The organism is Streptomyces sp. 13-12-16, from assembly GCF_002114215.1.
Classification (GTDB): Bacteria; Actinomycetota; Actinomycetes; order Streptomycetales; family Streptomycetaceae; genus Streptomyces.
Window position 1 is genome coordinate 1 of record NZ_NCTE01000199.1, and the last position, 18,137, is coordinate 18,137.

The following is an 18,137-nucleotide window of genomic DNA, read 5'->3' on the forward strand; positions in this document are numbered from 1 at the left end:
ACCTCGTGCGCCAGCCCGCCCAGCCAGGCCAGGTCGTCCGACTCGTACAGCGCGATGCCGTCCTCACGGGTCAGGCGCTCGCCCGCCCCGACCTTCTCCTCCAGCTCGCGCTTGAGTCCTAAATCCATGATCATCGACCTCCTCGGTCAGTGCTCGTGAGGCACACTGTCGTGCCGGTACCGCCACTGGCGGCGAGCTGGTCCGGGCACGTCCCGGGAAACCGTTCCCACATTCTCCCAGAGGAGAATTTAGGTGATTACCCCAACTTGACGGCGCTTTCCTGAGAGCTGCCGCGTATTCGACGCGGTACGGATTTCCCCAGCTATCAGGAAGGCCCATGATGCAGCAGGAATCGGCCAATTCCGTAGCGTCTGCAACGCGACTGTCCGTCGCGTACTCCCCCTGCCCGAACGACACTTTCGTCTTCCACGCCTGGACGCACGGACTGCTGCCGGACGCGCCCCCGTGTGACGTTTCCCTGGCCGATATCGACGTCACCAACGATCTGGCCGCCCGGGGAGAACACGACGTCCTGAAGATCTCTTGCGCCGCGCTGCCCTTCGTGCTGGACCGGTACGCGTTGCTTCCCTCCGGTGGAGCGGTCGGCCGGGGCTGCGGGCCGCTGGTGCTGGTGAGGGAGGACGGCGACCCGCGGTCCCTGGTGGGACGGCGAGTCGCCGTGCCCGCAACCCGCTCCACCGCGTACCTGCTGTTCCGCCTCTGGGCGAGCAGGAAAGTGTCTGACGCGCCCATCGGGGCACCGGGCGGGATCGGCGAGATCGTCGTCATGCCGTTCCACGAGATCATGCCTGCCGTGCGTGACGGCGTGGTCGACGCCGGCCTGGTCATCCACGAGGCGCGCTTCGTCTACCGCGACCACGGCCTGAGCGCCTTGGCCGACATGGGTGAGGAGTGGGAGAAGGACACGGGGCTGCCCGTACCGCTCGGAGCGATCGTGGCCCGGCGCAGCCTGGGCGCGCGGACGCTGAGCCGGGTGGCGCACGCCCTCCGCGCGTCGGTCCGCCACGCCTGGAACGACCCGGCGCGGTCACGCGGCTACATCCGAGCGCACGCGCAGGAGATGGAGCAGCATGTGGTGGACCAGCACATCGCCCTGTACGTCAACCACCACACGGAAGAGCTGGGTGAGGACGGGTACGCGGCCGTACGCGGACTTCTCTCCCGGGCCGCGGGCGAAGGGCTCGTACCCGAGGTCGCACCGGAGGTCCTGCGTTTTCCGGGGTCCTGACCGGGCCGGGCCGGCCGGCGGACACGGTCCGGAACCGAAACACAAGTGGATCCGGTCACGGGTTCCGGCCACTGTCCCCCCGGTGCGACATGCCGGGGGGAGTCGCCCTGACACCGCTTACCGCGTCCTGTCGTCGGGCACGCGACTTTCGACAAAAGCGATAATCCTGGCGTATCCATGTCAAATCATGGTGGTCCTCGGACTGACGGTTCCATCGGGAAGCATGCGATCGATGTGATCCGTCGTGCCACCGGGGCGGTCGCGGATGCCGCCTGCCCGACGTCCTCTGCGGGCCGGACGCCGCGACGGAGCCGGCCGGTCAGGAACGAGGCTCGGTACTGAACGACGTCCCCGGGCCGGCGGGGCCGGCTCCCGCGCCGGCCGCACCGGACGCGGGAAGCCGGCTGCTACTCGCCGACAAGGCACACCTGGTCCCCGGCGGGCGGTCGTGGCCCGCCGGACGTCCGGATGATCAGAATTTCCGCCAGGGTGAGGCACCCTCGGCGATGAACTGGCGGCGCAGCATGACGAGGTACACGATGTCCAGGAACAGGATGGTCGCGTACAGCACCATCATGCCGAACCGGTCCGGATAGAAGAGGACGTACAGGATCGACGAGGAAAGCGTTCCGAAGAGCTTGCCCAGCCCGATGTACATCGTCTGGCCGACCGTCGACCGGCGCTTCTTGAGCATCAGGATGTAGCAGTAGCTGATGAACGTGTTGAGCGTGAAGGCGGTGTAACCGCCGATGTCATCGCCCAGGTCACGGTTCATCAGGATCATGACCGCGTAGGACAGCACCAGGACTCCCGCGAAGACCCACAGGAACTGGCGCTGTGTGAGGTCCTGGTAGTCCTTCCGGCCGTACTTGACGCCCTGCCAGATGATCAGGATGTCGAGGAAGAACCAGGCGATGTTCACATAGTGCTGTCCTGTGAACGGCGGGACATAGACGAAGGAGTAGGTGAACTCCCATGCGAAGTTGAAGAACAGGGGGATCAGCGGCATCGCGAGGTACTTGTCGATGAAGCCGCGCCGGATGATCCAGAAGTACGTGAGGATCCAGGGTATGCCCCCGGTGACGACCAGGAGTTGCAGCACGAAGTTGTCCACGTGCTCGCGTTCCTGGACCACCGGTGGGGGACTGGGAAAGCTCGCCGCGAGTAATTCAATGGAACCGGTCAGCAAGACGTTCCCCTTCTGTGCATCGCTCTTCCCCGATCCTTGGGCGCGCGGCACATCGACCGCGCACCTGTGACTGAATACCGAACGGCTGGAATCAGGTCCACAGACCCGTTCCGAACCCCCCGACGTCGCCGGCGACCCGTTCCCGCAGTTCCAGCCTGCGCACCTTCCAGGTCGAGGTGCGCGGAATGTCCTCCCAGGAGATGAGACGCGGCTCGTCCATCACGGGAAGGCCCGCACAGGCCCGCTTCCACTCGTCGTCGGCGAGCTTTCCGTCGGGCACGCTGACCACGGGAATGGGCAGTCCCTGGGCGTTCGGCAGGATGATCACCTCGTGGGCACGGTCGAGCCGCTCCAGCAGGATTCCCTCGGCCTCGATGCAGCTGATGCCCGGGATGCGGTCGACCTCCCGGTCGACCAGGGTGATCCGGCCGCGCCCGTCGAGCCGGCCGAGGTCGCCGGTGTTCCACCAGCCCGACGCGGCCTTCGCCTTCCACCGGTCCTCCTCACCCAGGTAGTTGATGCACCGGCTGGCCGTGCGGACGAAGATGATGCCCACCTCGCCGCGGGCGAGATGCGGCTCCGCCGCGGAGTTCGCGACCTTGACCCGGGCGCGCGGCGCACGCCGCCCCCCGGACGACAGCGCGGGGTTGCCGGGGCCGACCTTCCGCATCGAGCGCCGCGTGTAGGTGCTGAACGCGATCGCCGCGGTCTCGCTCTGCCCCCAGCCGGCGCTCCACAACGGCATTCGCCGCCTGGAGGCGTTCAGGAACCGCCGCACGGTACGAGGGTGGATGGCGTCGAAGGTGCTGATGTACTGCCGTACGCGGAAGAAGATCTCCGGGTGGGTCCGGACGATGTCCTCCCACAGCTGGTACATGTTCGGATGGGCCTCGAAGAGAGTGGGCCTGCGACCCTGGAGGACCCGGGCCACGTTCTCCATGTCGGCGTCGGAGATGAGCACGATCTCCTGGGACGGACAGGCCAGCATGCCGGAGGTCCACGAGACGTTCCGGCCGTGGTTGAAGGCGGTGCAGTTCACCACCACGTCCTTCGGCCACGGGGTCCAGGGCGCCCAGCGTTTCCGCTCCAGGTACGGCGCCTCCCGGCACAGGGTGTCGGCCGAGTGCACCACCAGCTTGGGGACGCCCGTCGTGCCCGAGGTGTGGGTCGCGATCATGGGTCGGTCGTCCGCCACGGGGGACGGCGGCGGAACGGGCGCGCCCTGGAATACGGCCAGCGTATCGGCGTCCGTACCGTTCGGAGGCTCGCCTATCGAGACGAGCCGCGTGCCGGGACCGCCCAGGTCGACCCCGTCGTCGAGTGCCCCCTGGAGGACGTCGGCAGAGGCCAGTACCGTGCGGGGCCGCAGCCGGTCGAGCATCACCCGCAGCGCCTTGGGCGGCACCTGCGCGGAGATCATGGCCGGAAAGGCACCGATACGTGCGGCGCCCGCCGCCAGGAGCACGATGTCGTAGTGGTTCCGCTTGATGACGGCCACGCTGTCGCCGGGACGCACGCCGGAGGCGTGCAGCCATCCCGAGGCCTCGGCCACCAGGTCCGCCAGTCCGGACAGGGTCCAGTCGACGCCCCGTTCCGGTGCTATGTCGAAGGGGCGGTCCAGGACGAAGGCCTGCTGGTGCCGTGCGGCGTATGTGGAGAAGAGCATCCCGATGTTGAGCTCGCCTTGCGCCCGCTGGTCCACGGGTGCCTCCCGCTTCGTGGTTGTCCGGTGAAGTGCACGCGGTGTGATGGGCGGCCGCCCTCGGGCGGTGAGGCGGCGGCCGGGTCACCGGTCGCGGTAGGCGGCGGCCTCCGCCATCGCCGACAGTTCGGCGGCCCACACAGGATCGACGCCGGCCCGCTCGACCACTGCTCGGGCCGTCTCGACCCGTTCCTTGATCACGGCTTCCACCCGGTCCCGGACACCGGCCCGGGCGAGCAGGTCCGCGAGTTCCTGCGGCGGGATCGCCGACAGGTCGTCTCCGATCGCGGCGGCGACCTCCTGGCTGTCCGCCATCGCGAAGGACATGAGCAGCGTCATCTTGTTCTGCTCGAAGTCCAGCTTCGCGGGCTTACCCGTCAGCCGGGGGTCCCCGAAGACGTCGAGCAGGTCGTCCCGCAGCTGGAACGCCTCGCCCACGGCGAGTCCGTACTCCTCGAAAGTCCGTGACAGGCCGCTGTTGCCCGCCAGGGCGGCGCCCAGACACAGTGGCTGCTGGATCGTGTACCGGCCCGACTTGAACAGGGCGATCCAGCGGGCCAGTTCGGGATCAGGCTGGAACCTGGCCGCCGCCCGGATGTCCAGGAACTGCCCCACCATCAGTTCGGTGCACAACTCTCCCCAGATCCTCAGCACAGCGGGCGAGCAGGAGCTGAGCAGCCGGTTGGCGTAGACGAAGGCGAGGTTGCCGGCGAGCACCGCGACGCTCTCGCCGTAGCGGCGGGGTTCGCCGCGCCAGGACCGCTGCCTGTGCAGGTCCGTGTGCACGACATGCGCGGTGGGCTGGTTCCTGCGCAGCTCCGAGGCGTCCATGACGTCGTCGTGCAACAGGGCGAAAGCGTGCAGCAGTTCCAGCGCGGCGGCCACGTCGACGACGTCGTCGGCCTCGGCAACTCCGCCGGCCGCCAGATAGCCGGAGATGCAGAAAGCGGGGCGCAGCCGTTTGCCGCCGCTCTCCACCACCCTCGCCACGGATCCGATGACCTCGGCGGAGTCCGGGTTGAGGTTCCGCCAGTACGTCTCCTCCTCCTGCAGCAGGCCGGCCAGCCGTCGTTCCATCCGCTCCATGGCGAGCTGACGAGTCTGTGAGGTCGCGGAGGAATCCGGTGGAGCCGTGAGCGTGAAGTCGACCATGTGTGTACCTCGTTGGGAGAAGTCCGAACGGTGGGCAGGGGAGGCGGCGCTACCGGGAGACGTGCTCGAAGAGGCTGCCCGGGATGCCGAAGGTGACGTTCTCGGTTGCGGTCCGCACCGTGTCGCGCGTGACGTAACCCAGTTCGGCCAGCCGATCCAGCAGCTGCTCCACCAGAATCTCCGGTGCACTGGCACCGGAGGTGACACCGACCGCGTCCACACCGGTGAGCCAGCTTTCGTCGAGCCCGGCCGCGTTGTTGACGAGATACGCGGTGGTGCCCTGCCCGCGCGCCACCTCGACCATGCGCACGGAGTTGCTGGAGTTGTCGGACCCCACGACGAGGACGAGGTCGGTCCGGGAGGCCATCTCCTTGACCGCGTTCTGACGGTTCTGACTCGCGTAGCAGATGTCTCCCACACCGGGGCCCTGCAAGTCGGGGAACCGACGGGTCAACTCGGCGATGATGTCCCGGGTCTCGTCCAGCGACAGTGTCGTCTGGGTGAGGAAGGAGACCTGGGTGCCCTCCGGAAGCCGGAGGTTCCGCGCGCTCTCCACCGTCTCCACCACGATGGTGTCGTCCGGGGCCTCACCGACCGTCCCCTCCACCTCCTCGTGGTCGGCGTGACCGATCAGCAGGATGGTGCGGCCGCTCGCGGAGGCACGCTTGGCCTCCTGGTGGACCTTGGAGACCAGAGGGCACGTCGCGTCGATCACGCGGAGCCCCCGGCGTTCGCTGTTGTCCCGCACGGTCGGCGACACGCCGTGCGCGGAGAAGATGCAGATCGCCCCCTCCGGCACCTCGTCCTCCGAGTCGACGAACCGCGCGCCGCGCTTCTCCAGTTCCTCGACAACGTGCAGGTTGTGCACGATCTGCTTGCGGACGTAGACGGGCGCGCCGTAGGTGTCCAAGGCCTGCTCGACCATGCCGATGGCGCGGTCCACGCCGGCGCAGAACCCCCGGGGCTCGGCCAGAACGACCCGCTTCCCGCCATTGGCCCGGGAACTGGCCCCTGCCTTCTCCGTAGTGGACACCTGCGATCCCTCCGTGTCGGATTCCGTGACACCGCTCCCGCCGCAGCAGGCTCTGCTGCAATCCTTCACGGGCCGTCCCCTCCGCGGCTATGACAAGCACCTGCCAGGAAGCCCGGTTCCGGGCGCCGTGCTCCCGCGTCCACGCGCCACGGCCCGGGGCCCGCACCGATCGTTCCCTCACCGCGGGGTCGTGGCGAGTGCAGCCCGCAGTGTGAGCGCTACGGCCCGCAGATCGTCGCCAGGTCCCGAAGGGGCCCGGTCGAGCGCGGTGGCAGGAGGGACGGTCGATCCGGCAGACCTGCCTCGCACCCGGGGGCCACCACGTGCACGGTCACCGGGAGGCTCGAGGGCCGGCAGCGGGCATTGGCGCAGATCCGCTCCCGATCGACAGGCCACGCGGCCCCGCGCCGATGACGCGGACCTGTTGGTGCCGCGCGGCCCGCCGCGAGGCGGCCGTTCGCCGGTGGTGCTAAGCGGTCCTGGAGGGGCGGCGGGAGGTCAGCAGGGACACCGCGGTGCCCAGCAACAGGCCCCAGAAGGTCGAGCCGATCCCGAACAGTTCCATGCCGGACGCCGTCGTCAGCAGGGTCAGGACGGCGCCCTCGCGATGCTCCTCCGCCCGGGTCGCAGCGGCCGTCGCGCTGCCGAAGGCGCCCAGGAGCGCGATGCCGGCGATCGAGGCCACCAGCGGGCCGGGGACCGCGGTGAACAACCCCACGACCGCGGTGCCCAGCAGCCCTACGACCACGTAGAAGGCGCCGCAGTACACCCCCGCCGCAAACCGCCGCTCCGGCTGCTCGTGCACCTCGGGTCCGGTGCAGATGGCCGCGGTGATCGCACCCAGGTTGACGGCGTGACACCCGAAGGGCGCGAGCACCGTGGAGGCGATACCCGTGCCCAGCACGAGCCGGTTCGGGTCCGGCCGGTACCCTCCGGCACGGAGGACGGCGACGCCCGGCGCGTTCTGCGAGGCCATCGTGACCAGGAAGAGCGGAAGGGCGAGCCCCGTCACCGCACCGAGCGAGAAATCGGGAACGGTGAACTCCGGCTGGGCCGGCCCGAGTCGGTCCATGTCCCAGTCGAAGCGGCCGGTCGCCGCCACGATCACGCAGCCGGTCGTCAGCGCCGCCGCGATGGACCAGCGCGGGACACGCACCTTGCAGAGAAGGTAGGCGGCGAGCATGGCCGCCACCAGCCAGAGGTCCGACTCCGCCGCCAGGAACAGGTCCATGCCGAACTGGAGCAGGATCCCGGCGAGCATCGCCGAGGCGACCGACGGCGGCATCCACCGCATCAGCGCGCCGAACAGCCCGGTGGCGCCCACCAGCACGGTGAGTGCCGCGGCGACGAGGTATGCCCCGACGGCCTCCGCGAACGAGTATCTGTCCAGTGCCGAGGCCAGCAGGGCGGCACCCGGCGTGGACCACGCCGCGACCACGGGCATCCGCTGGGCCCAGCTGAGCACCAGACCGGTGACGCCGCTTCCGACGGACACCGCCCAGACCCAGGACTCCAGGGTCTCGGGGCGCAACGAGGCGGCGTCCGCGGCCTGGAACACCACTGCCATCGGACCCGCGTAGGCCACCACGACCGCGACCAGACCGGCGACCACGGCGGAGACGTTCAGCAACGGGTGGCGCGCCGGCTCGGTCCGGTCGGCCACGGGGGCCGTCCGGTGCGGGCCCTCGTTCATGCCGCGTCGTCCAGGTCCGCCCTCACGCCTCGTCATCCCGCCACGTGCACCGTGAGCACGTTGCCGGCCATCAGCAGCAGGACCCCGAGCCGCTGGGTCTTGATGCCCAGGACGCGGGCGGTGAGCGCCTGCCGCTGCGCCACACCCGTGCGCCACTGTCTCACGCGCAGCAGCAGCATCGGCAGCAGGACCGCGAGGAACCACACCGGTACGGCGCCCACCCCGACGGCCACCACGACGGCGGCGGGCTCGGCCAGGGTGAACACGGTGATGACCGCCCGGTAGGTGCGGGCGCCGGTCAGGGTGGCCAGGTTGCGGCGGCCTGCGAGCCGGTCGCCCTCGATGTCGTTCATGTTCGAGTAGAGGGACACCAGCACGCTCCACAGGCCGAACACGAGGGACTCCAGCACGACGAGCCCGGTGACCTCGCCCGTGATCAGCACGTAGGGAAGCAGCACCACGAGCCCTGAGGAGGAGATCAGCAGCAACTCCTGGCCCCCGCGGTAACTCAGCTTCAGACCGTACGAGTACTGCATCGACGACAGGGCGACGTAGAGCAGCAGCGCGCACGCCCATCCGGGTCGGTACGGGGCCACGGCGGCCGTGATCGCCCAGAACGCGACCCCCCATACTGCCGCTCCCCAGGCGAAGGCCTGGGCCTCGCCCGGCGTCAGGGCCCCGGAGAGCAGGGGCTTGCGCGAAAGGTCGCGCAACGCCCCCGACCGCTCCGTGTAGTTGCGGGCGTCACTGCCGTCGCGGACACCCGTGAGGTCGTCGAAGGCGACGGTGGCGGCCACGACACCGACCTGGCCGACGAGGAACAGGGTGAGCGTGAGCCACGTGGACCCCCGCCACAGATGGTCGCCTGGCAGCGCCGTCCAGACGATCAGTACACACAGGTAGAAGTCGAAGAAGGCGAGCTTCCCCAGCTTGGCGTAGGCCTTCAGTTTCGGGGCGCCCCACGCGGCCGAGGGCGCAGCGGTCTTCACCGCCATGGGCAGATCAGCCTTTCGTGCGGGAGGACGGAACCACAACTCATGCCGGCCGACGGCCGTACGTCGAGATGAGCACCTGGCTCAGCCAGTGGTTCGAGGGATCGTTCATGGCCCGTACCGCTTCGTCGATGCGCCCGGAGGTGAGCAGCCCCTGTGCGATCAGCTTGGGGCGCAGGTACTCCAGCCACAGCACGTACATCCGCGCCCGGAGCGAACCGCCCTGGACCATCACGGCCCGGCCTTCGGCCGACACGTCCTCCAGCCCGCAGCGGAGGGCCGCCCGGTGGTCGAAGTGACCGCCGCGCATCGAGTAACCCGTCTGTTCCATCACGGTGTACGCCGCGGTGTGCACGTCCTTGAGGAAGTCCTCGGCGACCGCGGACCGGAACAGCGTCAGGGCGTCGGTGTCCTCCAGGAAGATTCGTCCACCCGGCTTCAGGGTGCCGACCAGCCGCCGGACGACAGTCTCGGGATCCTTCAGGTGCTGCAGCACCATGCGCGCATGCACCAGGTCGAACGTGTCGGCCGGCAACTCGTCGGTGCGGACGTCCAGCCGGCGTACCTCGAGGGGCGGACGCGCGACTTCGCTCAGCGCGTCGACGTCCAGGTCCGCCGCGACGACCCTGCCGCCGGGACCGACGCGGCCGGCCAGCCAGTGTGCGACGGAACCCTGCCCGGCTCCCACCTCCAGGCACGACCAGCCCTCCCCGACGCCCAAGCGCTCGAGCCGCACGAACGTGCCCTCGTCCCACAGGGCCTCGTTGGCCCGCAGACGCTCGGTCTCCTGGTCCCAGGCCGCGTCGAAGAGATAACTCCCCTCGGCGGAGGCCGACTCGGCGGAAGTGGTCCGTGCGACGGCGCTCATCCAGATCCCTTCCTTGTCGTGTGACCCTTGCGCCGACTGGTACGGGCCACTCCGGCGAGGATCCTTCGGCGCCGACCCTAGGAGCGCCCCGCATGCCGCCGCCATGGCAGGTGGCTGTGTCCCTCCCACCTCGCTGACCGGCAGCAACCTGTCATGCGGAACGGCGGCCGATGGCCCCTAGCCTTCAGGGCGGGGCGCGTCGGCGCCGCACCGGTGCGACGCCGAGCGCTGTGTTCATGAACCCTGTCATCAGCCTCTTGGGACCGACGAGGAAGCGGAGTCATCTGTTGCTGCAGACGTTGATCGTTGGACTGGGACGGTCGGGACTCGGTCTCCATCTGCCGGTCCTGCGGAAATTGCGTCAGGACCCGTTGCACGACGGCCTGTTCACGAAGGAGCCACCGGTCGGCTACGACATGTCTCCGGAAGCCCTCCGGAGCGCACCCCCCTGGTTACGAGCCGCACCGTCCCCGGCCGCTCTCCGAACCATGCTCGACTCCGGCCGGACGGTGGTGCACCTGTGCACACCGCCGGACGCGCGCACGGAGGCGCTGCGAGAGCTCGCCGCACTCGGCTTCCGCACCTTCCTGGTGGAGAAGCCGCTGAGCGCCGGCATCGGAGCGGTCCACGAGATCCGGCGCATCCGCGACGCGCACGGCCTGCGGATCACCGTCGTCGCGCCCTGGCTGCACAGCACGCTCACGCAGCGCCTGGCCGACCTCGTGCAGTCCGGTGCGCTGGGCACGCTGCACTCGATCACCGTGTGCCAGAACAAGCCGCGGCTCAGCCGGACGTTTGCCGTGCCCTCCCACCCGTCCGCTTTCGATGTCGAACCACCGCACGCGCTCGGAGTGGCCCTGCGACTGGCGGGCCCGGCCCGACTCGTCGACGCGTCCTGGACAGACGCCCATCTCGGCGACCGAGTGGCCCGGCGTATGGGGTCCGCCCGGCTGCGGCTCCAGCACGACGGCGGCACCACCACCACCATCGCCTGTGACCTGATGTCCCCCGTACGGGAACGCAGCATCCGGCTCACCTTCGCCGGGGGCACCGTGACGGGTTACTACCCCGTCAGCGCGGACGACGCGTACGCGCAGCTGAGCATCGAGGAACCGGGGGTACCGGAGCGCCGGGAGGTCTTCTACGACGAGGCGCTGACCGCGTGCGTCCTGCGGGCCTACCGCGACATCGCCGACGGCGCGGATTTCGCCCCCGCCTTCGAGCTGAACGCGCAAGTGGTCTCCCTGCTCACCGACGCCAAGCGCCGCGCGGCCGCGGAGAGCCCGTACGCCCCGCTCCCCGAACGAGCGGTACCTGAGGAAGAGGCACTCCATGCGCGTTGAACAGTCCACGCCTCCGCCGGCGTTCACCCTCTGCGGCATCGGTGACGAGGCCGGGTCCGCACTGTCCGACCAGGTGGCGGCGCTCACCAGGCTCGGCTGGGATCTCATCGAACTGCGCAACGTGGACTCGGTGGCCCTCGCCGACCTCGACGACGACTCGTTCGACGCCCTGGACCGGCAGCTGGAGGCCGCAGGACTGCGAGTGGCCTGCGTGGACTCCCGGATTGCGCATTGGGGACGCCCGATCACCTCGGACTTCGCAGACGACCTGCGGGAACTGGACGTCCTCGCCGAGCGCTGCGCACGTTTGGGCACCGGCCTCATCCGTGTCATGTCGTACCCCAACGACGGTCTGGACGAGCGCAGCTGGCGTGACGAGGTGTACGCGCGCATGCGCGAACTGGCGGTCCGGGCCGAGGACGCGGGGCTGACCCTGGTGCACGAGAACTGCGCGGGCTGGGCCGGGCGCGATGCCGACCGGATGCTCGACCTGCTCGCCCGGGTGGACAGTCCCGCGCTGAAACTGCTGTTCGACACCGGTAACGGGGTCGCCTACTCCTACGAGTCCTATCCGCTGCTGCGCGACATCGTCCCGCACGTCGCTCATGTGCACATCAAGGACGCGGTCGGCGACGCCGACGACGCGCGCTACGTGTTGCCGGGCGAGGGAGTGTGCCGTGTCGCCGACTGCGTGAGTCTCCTGCTCGAGCACGGATACCGGGGTGTGTACTCCATCGAGCCGCACATCAACGTCCGGCCCCACGAATCGCCGGCCGCGCTGGGCGACGACTGCGCCGACACCTTCGTCGCCTACGGGCGCGCCCTGGAGAACCTGCTGGCGGGACTCGGTACGGACGCCGCCCGCCCCCCGGAGCGAGCGCGGGAGTCCGCGTGAGAAGTGTCCCGTTCCTGCCCGCCGAGCGCGATCTGCTGCTCCATCTGCTGGAGCTGCGCACCGAGGGGCTCCTGGAAGTGGGCCTGGACGGCCCCCGACCGCAGCTCGCCGAGGCCCAGCGTGCCTATGCCGAAGCCGCCGCGGACCTGGGGTTCGCCGTCCTCCACCACGGCTCACCGGACCCGTCCGTGCTGGACCGGGCGGACGTACCGCGAACCGTGCGCGAGGCCATGGCGGACACCCCCGACTTCCTCGAAAGCCAGCCCAGCATGGTGCTGCGGCTCGGCCCCGAGCTGCCCCGGGAACACACCGTCATGTTCAACGCCCACCTGGACACGGTGAGTGGCTGGGAGCCGCCGCGGTACGTGGACGGTCGCTTCCACGGCCGGGGTGCCATCGACGACAAGGGACCCGCGGTGGCCCTGCTCGCGGCCCTGCGGGTGGCGGTCGATCGGCTGCCGGGACTCGGTCGGACCACCGGTGTGCTCATCCAGCTCGTCGCGGGGGAGGAGGGCGGAGCCATGGGTACCTTCGGGACCCGCCCGCTGATCGAGCAGGGCTTCTACGGCCGCCTCAACCTCTTCTGCGAGCCCACCGGTTCGCGGCTGTTGCCCCGTTCCACGGCGGCCATGACCGCACGCGTCACGGTGGACGGCCTGGACTCCATCGACGACCGGCCGGGCGGCGGCCACAACGCGAGCGTACTGCTGGGCTATCTGGCCCAGCACCTCGCCGAGCGGCTGTCCGGCCGGTACGACGGGACCCGGGTCTGCGTGGCCGGGCTGCGCACGGGCCCGCTGCACAACCGGGTGTACGGAACCGGCGAACTGCTGCTCAACCTCGCCTACGAGCACGCCGAGGTGGGGCAGCGACTGGAGAAGGCCACGGCCGCCGAACTCGGCAGCGGTCTGGCGGACTTCACCAGGAGGTTCTCATCGGTCACGGACTTCGAACTGACCGCGGCCGAGGCGGCGGGCGTCACCCGGCTGGAGTGGCTCAAGCGGGGACTGCCCGCCCTGGTGCAGCGCCCGGACTCCTGGGCCGAGTCCCTGCTGGGCGAGGTCGTCGGCCTGCCCTTCGTACCCGAGGAGGAGCCCTCCTTCACATGCGACGCCATCTGGCTGGACGGCTTGCCGGACGCCTACACGGCCGTCTACGGCCCCGGTGACCTCGACCGCAACAACGCCCACGCACAGGACGAGTTCGCCGACGCCTCGGAACTGGAGGTGTTCGCCGCGAGCGTCGTCACCCTGCTGACTCACTTCACCCGAGCTACGAACGGACCCATATGACAACGACTGCCCAGGCAGCGGACCAGACCACCGACGTGCGCGTCCCCTACGAGCAGCTCCTGGAGCTGGCGACGGCGGTCTTCACCGGGCGCCGGATGCCCGTGGACCGGGCGAGTGCGGCGGCCGAGGCACTGGTGTACGGGGACCTGGCCGGCATGCGCTCGCACGGGCTGACCAACCTGACCCGTCTCTATCTGCCGCTGCTGGACGAGAAGCGGGCGGACGCCGAAGCCGACCCCGTCCTCCTGGCCGACCGGGGGGCCGCCGTGCTGCTGGACGCCCGGCGCACCCTGGGTCTGTGGACGGCCGGCCACGCCATGGATCTCGCGGTCGCGCGCAGCGAGGAATACGGCATCGGGATGGTGTCCGTCCGCAACGGCACGCATTTCGGCTGCGCGGGCCACCACACCGCGCGTGCCGTCCGACGCAACGCCGTCGGCATACTCGCCTCGAACTGCGGACGGCAGCGCATCGCCCGCCCACCGGGCGGACGTTACGCCATGCTGGGCACCAATCCCCTCAGCATCGCCGCGCCGGCCGGCCCCGGCCTGCCCCCCTTCAACCTGGACATGAGCACCACCGCCGTGCCCACGGGCAAGATACGGCAGTCCGCCCGGGCCGGCCGCCGCATCCCTGAGGGATGGCTGGAGGATGCCGAGGGGCGCCCGGTCACCGATCCCGCGGCCCTGGACCGCGGTGACGGGTTCCCCATGTGGCTCGGTGGACGCCCCGAAACCGGCGCCTACAAGGGCTACGGGCTCGCACTCCTCGTCGAGGTGCTGGCCGCGCTGGTGCCCGGCGCGGGACTGGGGCCGGACCCAGAGGCCTTCACCGGTAACGGCGGGCCGACCGGACGGGACGACGACATCGGCTTCCTGGCGATCGCCGTTTGTCCCGGCAGCCTCCGCCCCGAGCAGGAGTTCGTGGCCGACGCCGCGGGCCTGTTTCGGAGCCTGCTGGACTGCGATCCCCTGTCGCCCGAGCGGCCCGTCGGCTATCCCGGACAGCGCGAAGCGGAGTACGAGGCCGAGGCACGGGCCCATGGCGTGCCGGTCAGCACGGCACTTCGGGCCGAACTGGTGGAGCTCGCCCGGAAGGCCGGTGTGGCCCCGGTGCTGGAGGAGGTGCGGTGAGGCGGCTGCGGATCGGAATCATCGGACTGGGCGTCATCTCCCGCTTCTACGTGGCGGCCTTCGACTTCTTACCGGACCTGGAGCTGGCGGCCGTGTGCGACCTGCGCCCAGAGGCCATGCGGGACTTCCAGGGCCGGGTGCCCTGCTACGCGGACCACCACAGCATGCTGGCGGAGGCGGAGCTCGACGCCGTCGTCGTCAACGTGCCCAATGACGTTCACGCCGCCGTGTGCGCGGACGCCGTCACCGCGGGCGTGGCCGTATGCGTGGAGAAGCCGCTCGCCACGACGCTCGAGGACGGCCGGGCGCTGATGGACCAGGCCCGCTCCCACGGCGTGTTGCTCTTCACCTCCTTCCACCGGCGGTACAACGACAACGTCCTGTCCCTGCTGGAGCGGGTGTCCGAGGGCGTCGCCGTCGAGTCGCTGACCGTCTGGTACCTCGAGCGCATAGAGGAACACGCGGGCGACGACCGCTGGTACCTCGACCCCCGGCGCTGCGGCGGCGGCTGCGTGGCCGACAACGGGCCCAACGCTTTCGACACCGTCCGCCAGTTCCTCGGCGAGGTGTCCCTGGTCGACGCCAAGGTGACCCGGGACGCCGACGGCGTGGACCGTCAGGCCTCCGTCGAGCTGCGCGCTCCGTCCGGTGCGCGGGCCCGCGTGGAGCTGGACTGGTCCTACGACGGTGAGCGCAAGGAGGTCGAGGTACGCCTCGCGGACGGCACCGTCCTGCGCGCCGACATGCTGGGCGGACACGACGGCTTCAAGTCCTCGCTGTGGCACGAGTACGTCGGTGTCCTGCGGGACTTCGGCGGTCTGCTGAGAGCGGGCGGGGAACGGGCGCGGGACGGTGTCGCGGCACTCGAACTCGTCACCGCCGTGTACGCCGCCGAAGGCGGGGGCAGCCGATGAATCCCGCGGAGGACGGCGAGAAGCGCACCGTACGAGGCGAGTTGGTCAAGATCCTCACGCACCGGCGCGACGACCGGGGCATGGTTCTGGAGGAGTTCGCCAGCCGCTGTGTGCGACGGCACGAGATCCACGAACTGGTGACGACCGAGCAGCACGACACCAGCCCCGGTGCCGTGGTCGACCGCGTCGGATTCCTCGGCTTCGTGGAGATCGCGGCGGGCGGAGTCATCGACCGCGGGGACCCCGTGCTGGTCGCGGGCCGCCGCATCGGCTCGGTGCTCGGCTTCGACTCATGCCACTTTCCCAACCATTACAACGTACTGATCGCCGTCGACCGGACCGTGACCGGCCCCGACCTCGATCTACGACCCACCATGGAGGTGCGCTTTGGGCAGTGACAAACGGGAACCCGACCCGGTCCGCACACCGGTCCTCGACACCATCGGTGAACCGTCGGACCTCCGCCGGCTGGGGCCCACGGCGCTCGACTCGTTGGCCCGCGAGATCCGCGACTTCCTCGTCACCGAGGTGTCACGGACCGGCGGACACCTCGGCCCCAACCTCGGCGTCGTCGAACTCTCCATCGCACTGCACCGGGTGTTCGACTCGCCCCGCGATCGACTGCTGTGGGACACCGGGCACCAGGCCTATGTGCACAAACTGCTCACCGGCAGAAGGGACTTCGGCAGACTGCGTTCGAAGGGCGGCCTGTCCGGCTATCCGTCGCGGGCCGAGTCCGACCACGACGTCATCGAGAACTCGCACGCGTCCACCGCCCTGTCCTACGCGGACGGCTTGGCGAAGGCGCACCAGCTGCGCGGTCTCCAGGACCGGCACGTCGTCGCCGTGATCGGAGACGGCGCGTTGACCGGCGGCATGGCCTGGGAGGCGCTGAACAACATCGCCGCGGCCAAGGACCGGCCCATGGTCATCGTCGTCAACGACAACGAGCGCTCCTACGCGCCTACGGTCGGCGGTCTGGCCAACCACCTGATGACGCTGCGCACCTCCGCGGGGTACGAGCGGTTCCTGCAGCGGGGCAAGGAGCTCCTGGAGCAGGTTCCCGTGGTCGGTCAAACGCTCTACGGCAGCCTGCACGGTGCGAAGAAGGGCCTGAAGGACTTCATCACCCCGCAGGGGCTTTTCGAGGACCTCGGGCTCAAGTACATGGGCCCCGTCGACGGCCACGACCTCCAGGCCCTGGAGGGGGCACTGAGCCGGGCGAAGGGCTTCCCCGGACCCGTGATCGTGCACTGCCTGACCCGCAAGGGACACGGGCACCGGCCGGCCGAGCAGCACGAGGGCGACCGCTTCCACGCCGTCAGCGCCGTGTCGACCGCGGCCAGGCCCGCCGTGCCCTCGTGGACCTCGGTCTTCTCCGACGAGATCGTCAAGATCGGTGCCGACCGTTCCGACGTGGTCGCCATCACGGCGGCGATGCGGGAACCCGTGGGGCTCGACGCCTTCGCGACGGCCCACCCGGAGCGGATCTTCGACGTCGGTATCGCCGAGCAGCACGCGGTGACATCGGCGGCCGGGCTGGCGGCGGGCGGGCTGCATCCCGTGGTCGCCGTCTACGCAACCTTCCTGAACCGGGCCTTCGACCAGGTGCTGATGGACGTGGCGCTGCACAAGGCGGGTGTCACCTTCGTCCTTGACCGGGCCGGCGCCACGGGCAACGACGGCGCCAGCCACAACGGCATGTGGGATCTGTCCATCCTGCAGGTCGTGCCTGGCCTACGGCTGGCCGCACCGCGCGACGCCGCCCGGCTGCGGGCCCAGCTGCGCGAGGCCGTGGAGGTCTCCGACGTCCCCACCGTGCTGCGCTATCCCAAGGGCTCCATCGCCCCGGACATCGAGGCCGTCGCCCGGATTGCGGGTGTCGACGTGCTCGCCGGCGACGCCGATGCGCCCGGGGACGTCCTGATCGTCTCGGTGGGGGCGATGGCCTCGACCGCTCTCGAGACCGCCGGGAAGCTGACCGAGGCAGGTGTCTCCGCCACGGTCGTGGACCCCTGCTGGGTCAAGCCGGTGGACCCCGCCCTCGTCGAACTCGCAACCGGGTACGGCCTGGTGGCCGTCATCGAGGACAACGGCGTCGTGGGCGGGGTGGGTTCGGCCGTCACGCAGGCGATGCGCGAGGCCCGGCTGAACGTCCCGGTGGAACTGTTCGCCCTGCCGCAACGGTTCCTGGACCACGCCGACCGCAAGGAACTGCTCGCCGAGGCGGGGCTGACGCCCGCCGACATTTCTCAGACCGTCATCATGGCACTGGCCCGGTACAGTGCCGCGTCCGAAAGCGGGTCCGCATGACCACGATCGCACTCGGCATGCCGTCCGTTCCGACCAGGCTCGCCGAGCGTCGGAAGAGCCGGCAGATCCAGGTCGGATCCGTGGCGGTGGGCGGGGACGCCCCGGTGTCCGTGCAGTCGATGACGACCACGCGTACGTCCGACATCGGCGCCACCCTCCAGCAGATCGCCGAGCTGACCGCCTCGGGGTGCCAGATCGTCCGGGTCGCCTGTCCGACCCAGGACGACGCCGACGCGCTGCCCGTGATCGCGAAGAAGTCGCAGATCCCGGTGATCGCCGACATCCACTTCCAGCCCAAGTACGTCTTCGCCGCGATCGAGGCCGGCTGCGCGGCGGTCCGGGTGAACCCCGGCAACATCAAGCAGTTCG

The 18,137-nt window shown here is 69.9% G+C and carries 16 protein-coding genes and 1 pseudogene; 9 read left to right on the plus strand and 8 right to left on the minus strand.

Annotation, left to right across the window (positions count from 1 at the left end):
- Positions 1 to 128 (minus strand): annotated as a pseudogene (locus B7767_RS44480) (aminofutalosine synthase MqnE); the annotation flags it as partial.
- Between the two features lie 209 nt (positions 129 to 337).
- Here B7767_RS44480 and B7767_RS08970 point away from each other — a divergent pair.
- The gene (locus B7767_RS08970) at positions 338 to 1,249 is read left to right on the plus strand and encodes a 1,4-dihydroxy-6-naphthoate synthase (RefSeq protein ID WP_256923368.1); all 912 of its coding nucleotides are present in this window, start codon (positions 338 to 340) and stop codon (positions 1,247 to 1,249) included.
- Positions 1,250 to 1,721: 472 nt separating this feature from the next.
- Here the strand turns inward: B7767_RS08970 and B7767_RS08975 are convergent, their stop codons facing one another.
- From B7767_RS08975 to B7767_RS09005, 7 genes are all read right to left on the minus strand, one after another.
- Positions 1,722 to 2,363: a hypothetical protein gene (locus B7767_RS08975; protein WP_143652299.1), complete on the minus strand. Its 642-nt coding sequence runs from the start codon at positions 2,361 to 2,363 to the stop codon at positions 1,722 to 1,724.
- A 166-nt stretch (positions 2,364 to 2,529) separates the two neighbouring features.
- Entirely contained in the window at positions 2,530 to 4,140 is a 1,611-nt protein-coding gene (locus tag B7767_RS08980; protein ID WP_085571706.1) for a class I adenylate-forming enzyme family protein, read from the minus strand.
- A gap of 84 nt (positions 4,141 to 4,224) precedes the next feature.
- Positions 4,225 to 5,292, minus strand: a complete 1,068-nt coding sequence (locus B7767_RS08985) for a polyprenyl synthetase family protein (RefSeq protein ID WP_085571707.1) — start codon at positions 5,290 to 5,292, stop codon at positions 4,225 to 4,227.
- Between the two features lie 49 nt (positions 5,293 to 5,341).
- Positions 5,342 to 6,325: a 4-hydroxy-3-methylbut-2-enyl diphosphate reductase gene (locus tag B7767_RS08990; RefSeq protein ID WP_085571708.1), complete on the minus strand. Its 984-nt coding sequence runs from the start codon at positions 6,323 to 6,325 to the stop codon at positions 5,342 to 5,344.
- A 469-nt stretch (positions 6,326 to 6,794) separates the two neighbouring features.
- Entirely contained in the window at positions 6,795 to 8,018 is a 1,224-nt protein-coding gene (locus B7767_RS08995; RefSeq protein WP_085571709.1) for a benzoate/H(+) symporter BenE family transporter, read from the minus strand.
- Positions 8,019 to 8,050: 32 nt separating this feature from the next.
- Positions 8,051 to 9,013, minus strand: coding sequence for a UbiA family prenyltransferase (locus tag B7767_RS09000; protein ID WP_085571710.1), 963 nt, complete (start codon positions 9,011 to 9,013; stop codon positions 8,051 to 8,053).
- A 40-nt stretch (positions 9,014 to 9,053) separates the two neighbouring features.
- A complete protein-coding gene (locus B7767_RS09005; RefSeq protein ID WP_179167075.1) occupies positions 9,054 to 9,878 on the minus strand; it encodes a bifunctional 2-polyprenyl-6-hydroxyphenol methylase/3-demethylubiquinol 3-O-methyltransferase UbiG in 825 nt (274 codons plus the stop codon).
- Between the two features lie 488 nt (positions 9,879 to 10,366).
- Here B7767_RS09005 and B7767_RS09010 point away from each other — a divergent pair, with 488 nt between their 5' ends.
- From B7767_RS09010 to B7767_RS09045, 8 genes are all read left to right on the plus strand, one after another.
- On the plus strand, positions 10,367 to 11,221 hold the full coding sequence (locus tag B7767_RS09010) for a hypothetical protein (RefSeq protein WP_085571712.1): 855 nt from the start codon (positions 10,367 to 10,369) through the stop codon (positions 11,219 to 11,221).
- On the plus strand, positions 11,211 to 12,116 hold the full coding sequence (locus B7767_RS09015; protein ID WP_085571713.1) for a sugar phosphate isomerase/epimerase: 906 nt from the start codon (positions 11,211 to 11,213) through the stop codon (positions 12,114 to 12,116). The genes B7767_RS09010 and B7767_RS09015 overlap by 11 nt, the downstream gene beginning before the upstream one ends.
- Positions 12,113 to 13,408, plus strand: a complete 1,296-nt coding sequence (locus B7767_RS09020) for a M20/M25/M40 family metallo-hydrolase (RefSeq protein WP_179167076.1) — start codon at positions 12,113 to 12,115, stop codon at positions 13,406 to 13,408. The genes B7767_RS09015 and B7767_RS09020 overlap by 4 nt, the downstream gene beginning before the upstream one ends.
- The gene (locus B7767_RS09025; protein ID WP_085571714.1) at positions 13,405 to 14,541 is read left to right on the plus strand and encodes an Ldh family oxidoreductase; all 1,137 of its coding nucleotides are present in this window, start codon (positions 13,405 to 13,407) and stop codon (positions 14,539 to 14,541) included. The genes B7767_RS09020 and B7767_RS09025 overlap by 4 nt, the downstream gene beginning before the upstream one ends.
- Positions 14,538 to 15,455, plus strand: a complete 918-nt coding sequence (locus B7767_RS09030) for a Gfo/Idh/MocA family protein (RefSeq protein WP_107485927.1) — start codon at positions 14,538 to 14,540, stop codon at positions 15,453 to 15,455. Before B7767_RS09025 ends, B7767_RS09030 begins: the two co-directional genes overlap by 4 nt.
- The gene (locus tag B7767_RS09035; RefSeq protein WP_085571715.1) at positions 15,452 to 15,853 is read left to right on the plus strand and encodes a hypothetical protein; all 402 of its coding nucleotides are present in this window, start codon (positions 15,452 to 15,454) and stop codon (positions 15,851 to 15,853) included. The genes B7767_RS09030 and B7767_RS09035 overlap by 4 nt, the downstream gene beginning before the upstream one ends.
- Positions 15,843 to 17,768: a 1-deoxy-D-xylulose-5-phosphate synthase gene (gene dxs, locus B7767_RS09040; RefSeq protein ID WP_085571716.1), complete on the plus strand. Its 1,926-nt coding sequence runs from the start codon at positions 15,843 to 15,845 to the stop codon at positions 17,766 to 17,768. The genes B7767_RS09035 and dxs overlap by 11 nt, the downstream gene beginning before the upstream one ends.
- Positions 17,765 to 18,137 (plus strand): flavodoxin-dependent (E)-4-hydroxy-3-methylbut-2-enyl-diphosphate synthase (locus B7767_RS09045; RefSeq protein ID WP_179167077.1); only part of this gene is annotated, 373 nt, incomplete at its 3' end. The genes dxs and B7767_RS09045, both read left to right, overlap by 4 nt.

Excerpts from the sequence above, each read along its gene's own strand:
- B7767_RS08970 (WP_256923368.1), top strand. The coding sequence starts at position 338 with ATGATGCAGCAGGAATCGGCCAATTCCGTAGCGTCTGCAACGCGACTG.
- B7767_RS08985 (WP_085571707.1), bottom strand. The coding sequence starts at position 5,292 with ATGGTCGACTTCACGCTCACGGCTCCACCGGATTCCTCCGCGACCTCA.
- B7767_RS08995 (WP_085571709.1), bottom strand. The coding sequence starts at position 8,018 with ATGAACGAGGGCCCGCACCGGACGGCCCCCGTGGCCGACCGGACCGAG.
- B7767_RS09000 (WP_085571710.1), bottom strand. The coding sequence starts at position 9,013 with ATGGCGGTGAAGACCGCTGCGCCCTCGGCCGCGTGGGGCGCCCCGAAA.
- B7767_RS09005 (WP_179167075.1), bottom strand. The coding sequence starts at position 9,878 with ATGAGCGCCGTCGCACGGACCACTTCCGCCGAGTCGGCCTCCGCCGAG.
- B7767_RS09010 (WP_085571712.1), top strand. The coding sequence starts at position 10,367 with ATGCTCGACTCCGGCCGGACGGTGGTGCACCTGTGCACACCGCCGGAC.
- B7767_RS09015 (WP_085571713.1), top strand. The coding sequence starts at position 11,211 with ATGCGCGTTGAACAGTCCACGCCTCCGCCGGCGTTCACCCTCTGCGGC.
- B7767_RS09025 (WP_085571714.1), top strand. The coding sequence starts at position 13,405 with ATGACAACGACTGCCCAGGCAGCGGACCAGACCACCGACGTGCGCGTC.
- B7767_RS09035 (WP_085571715.1), top strand. The coding sequence starts at position 15,452 with ATGAATCCCGCGGAGGACGGCGAGAAGCGCACCGTACGAGGCGAGTTG.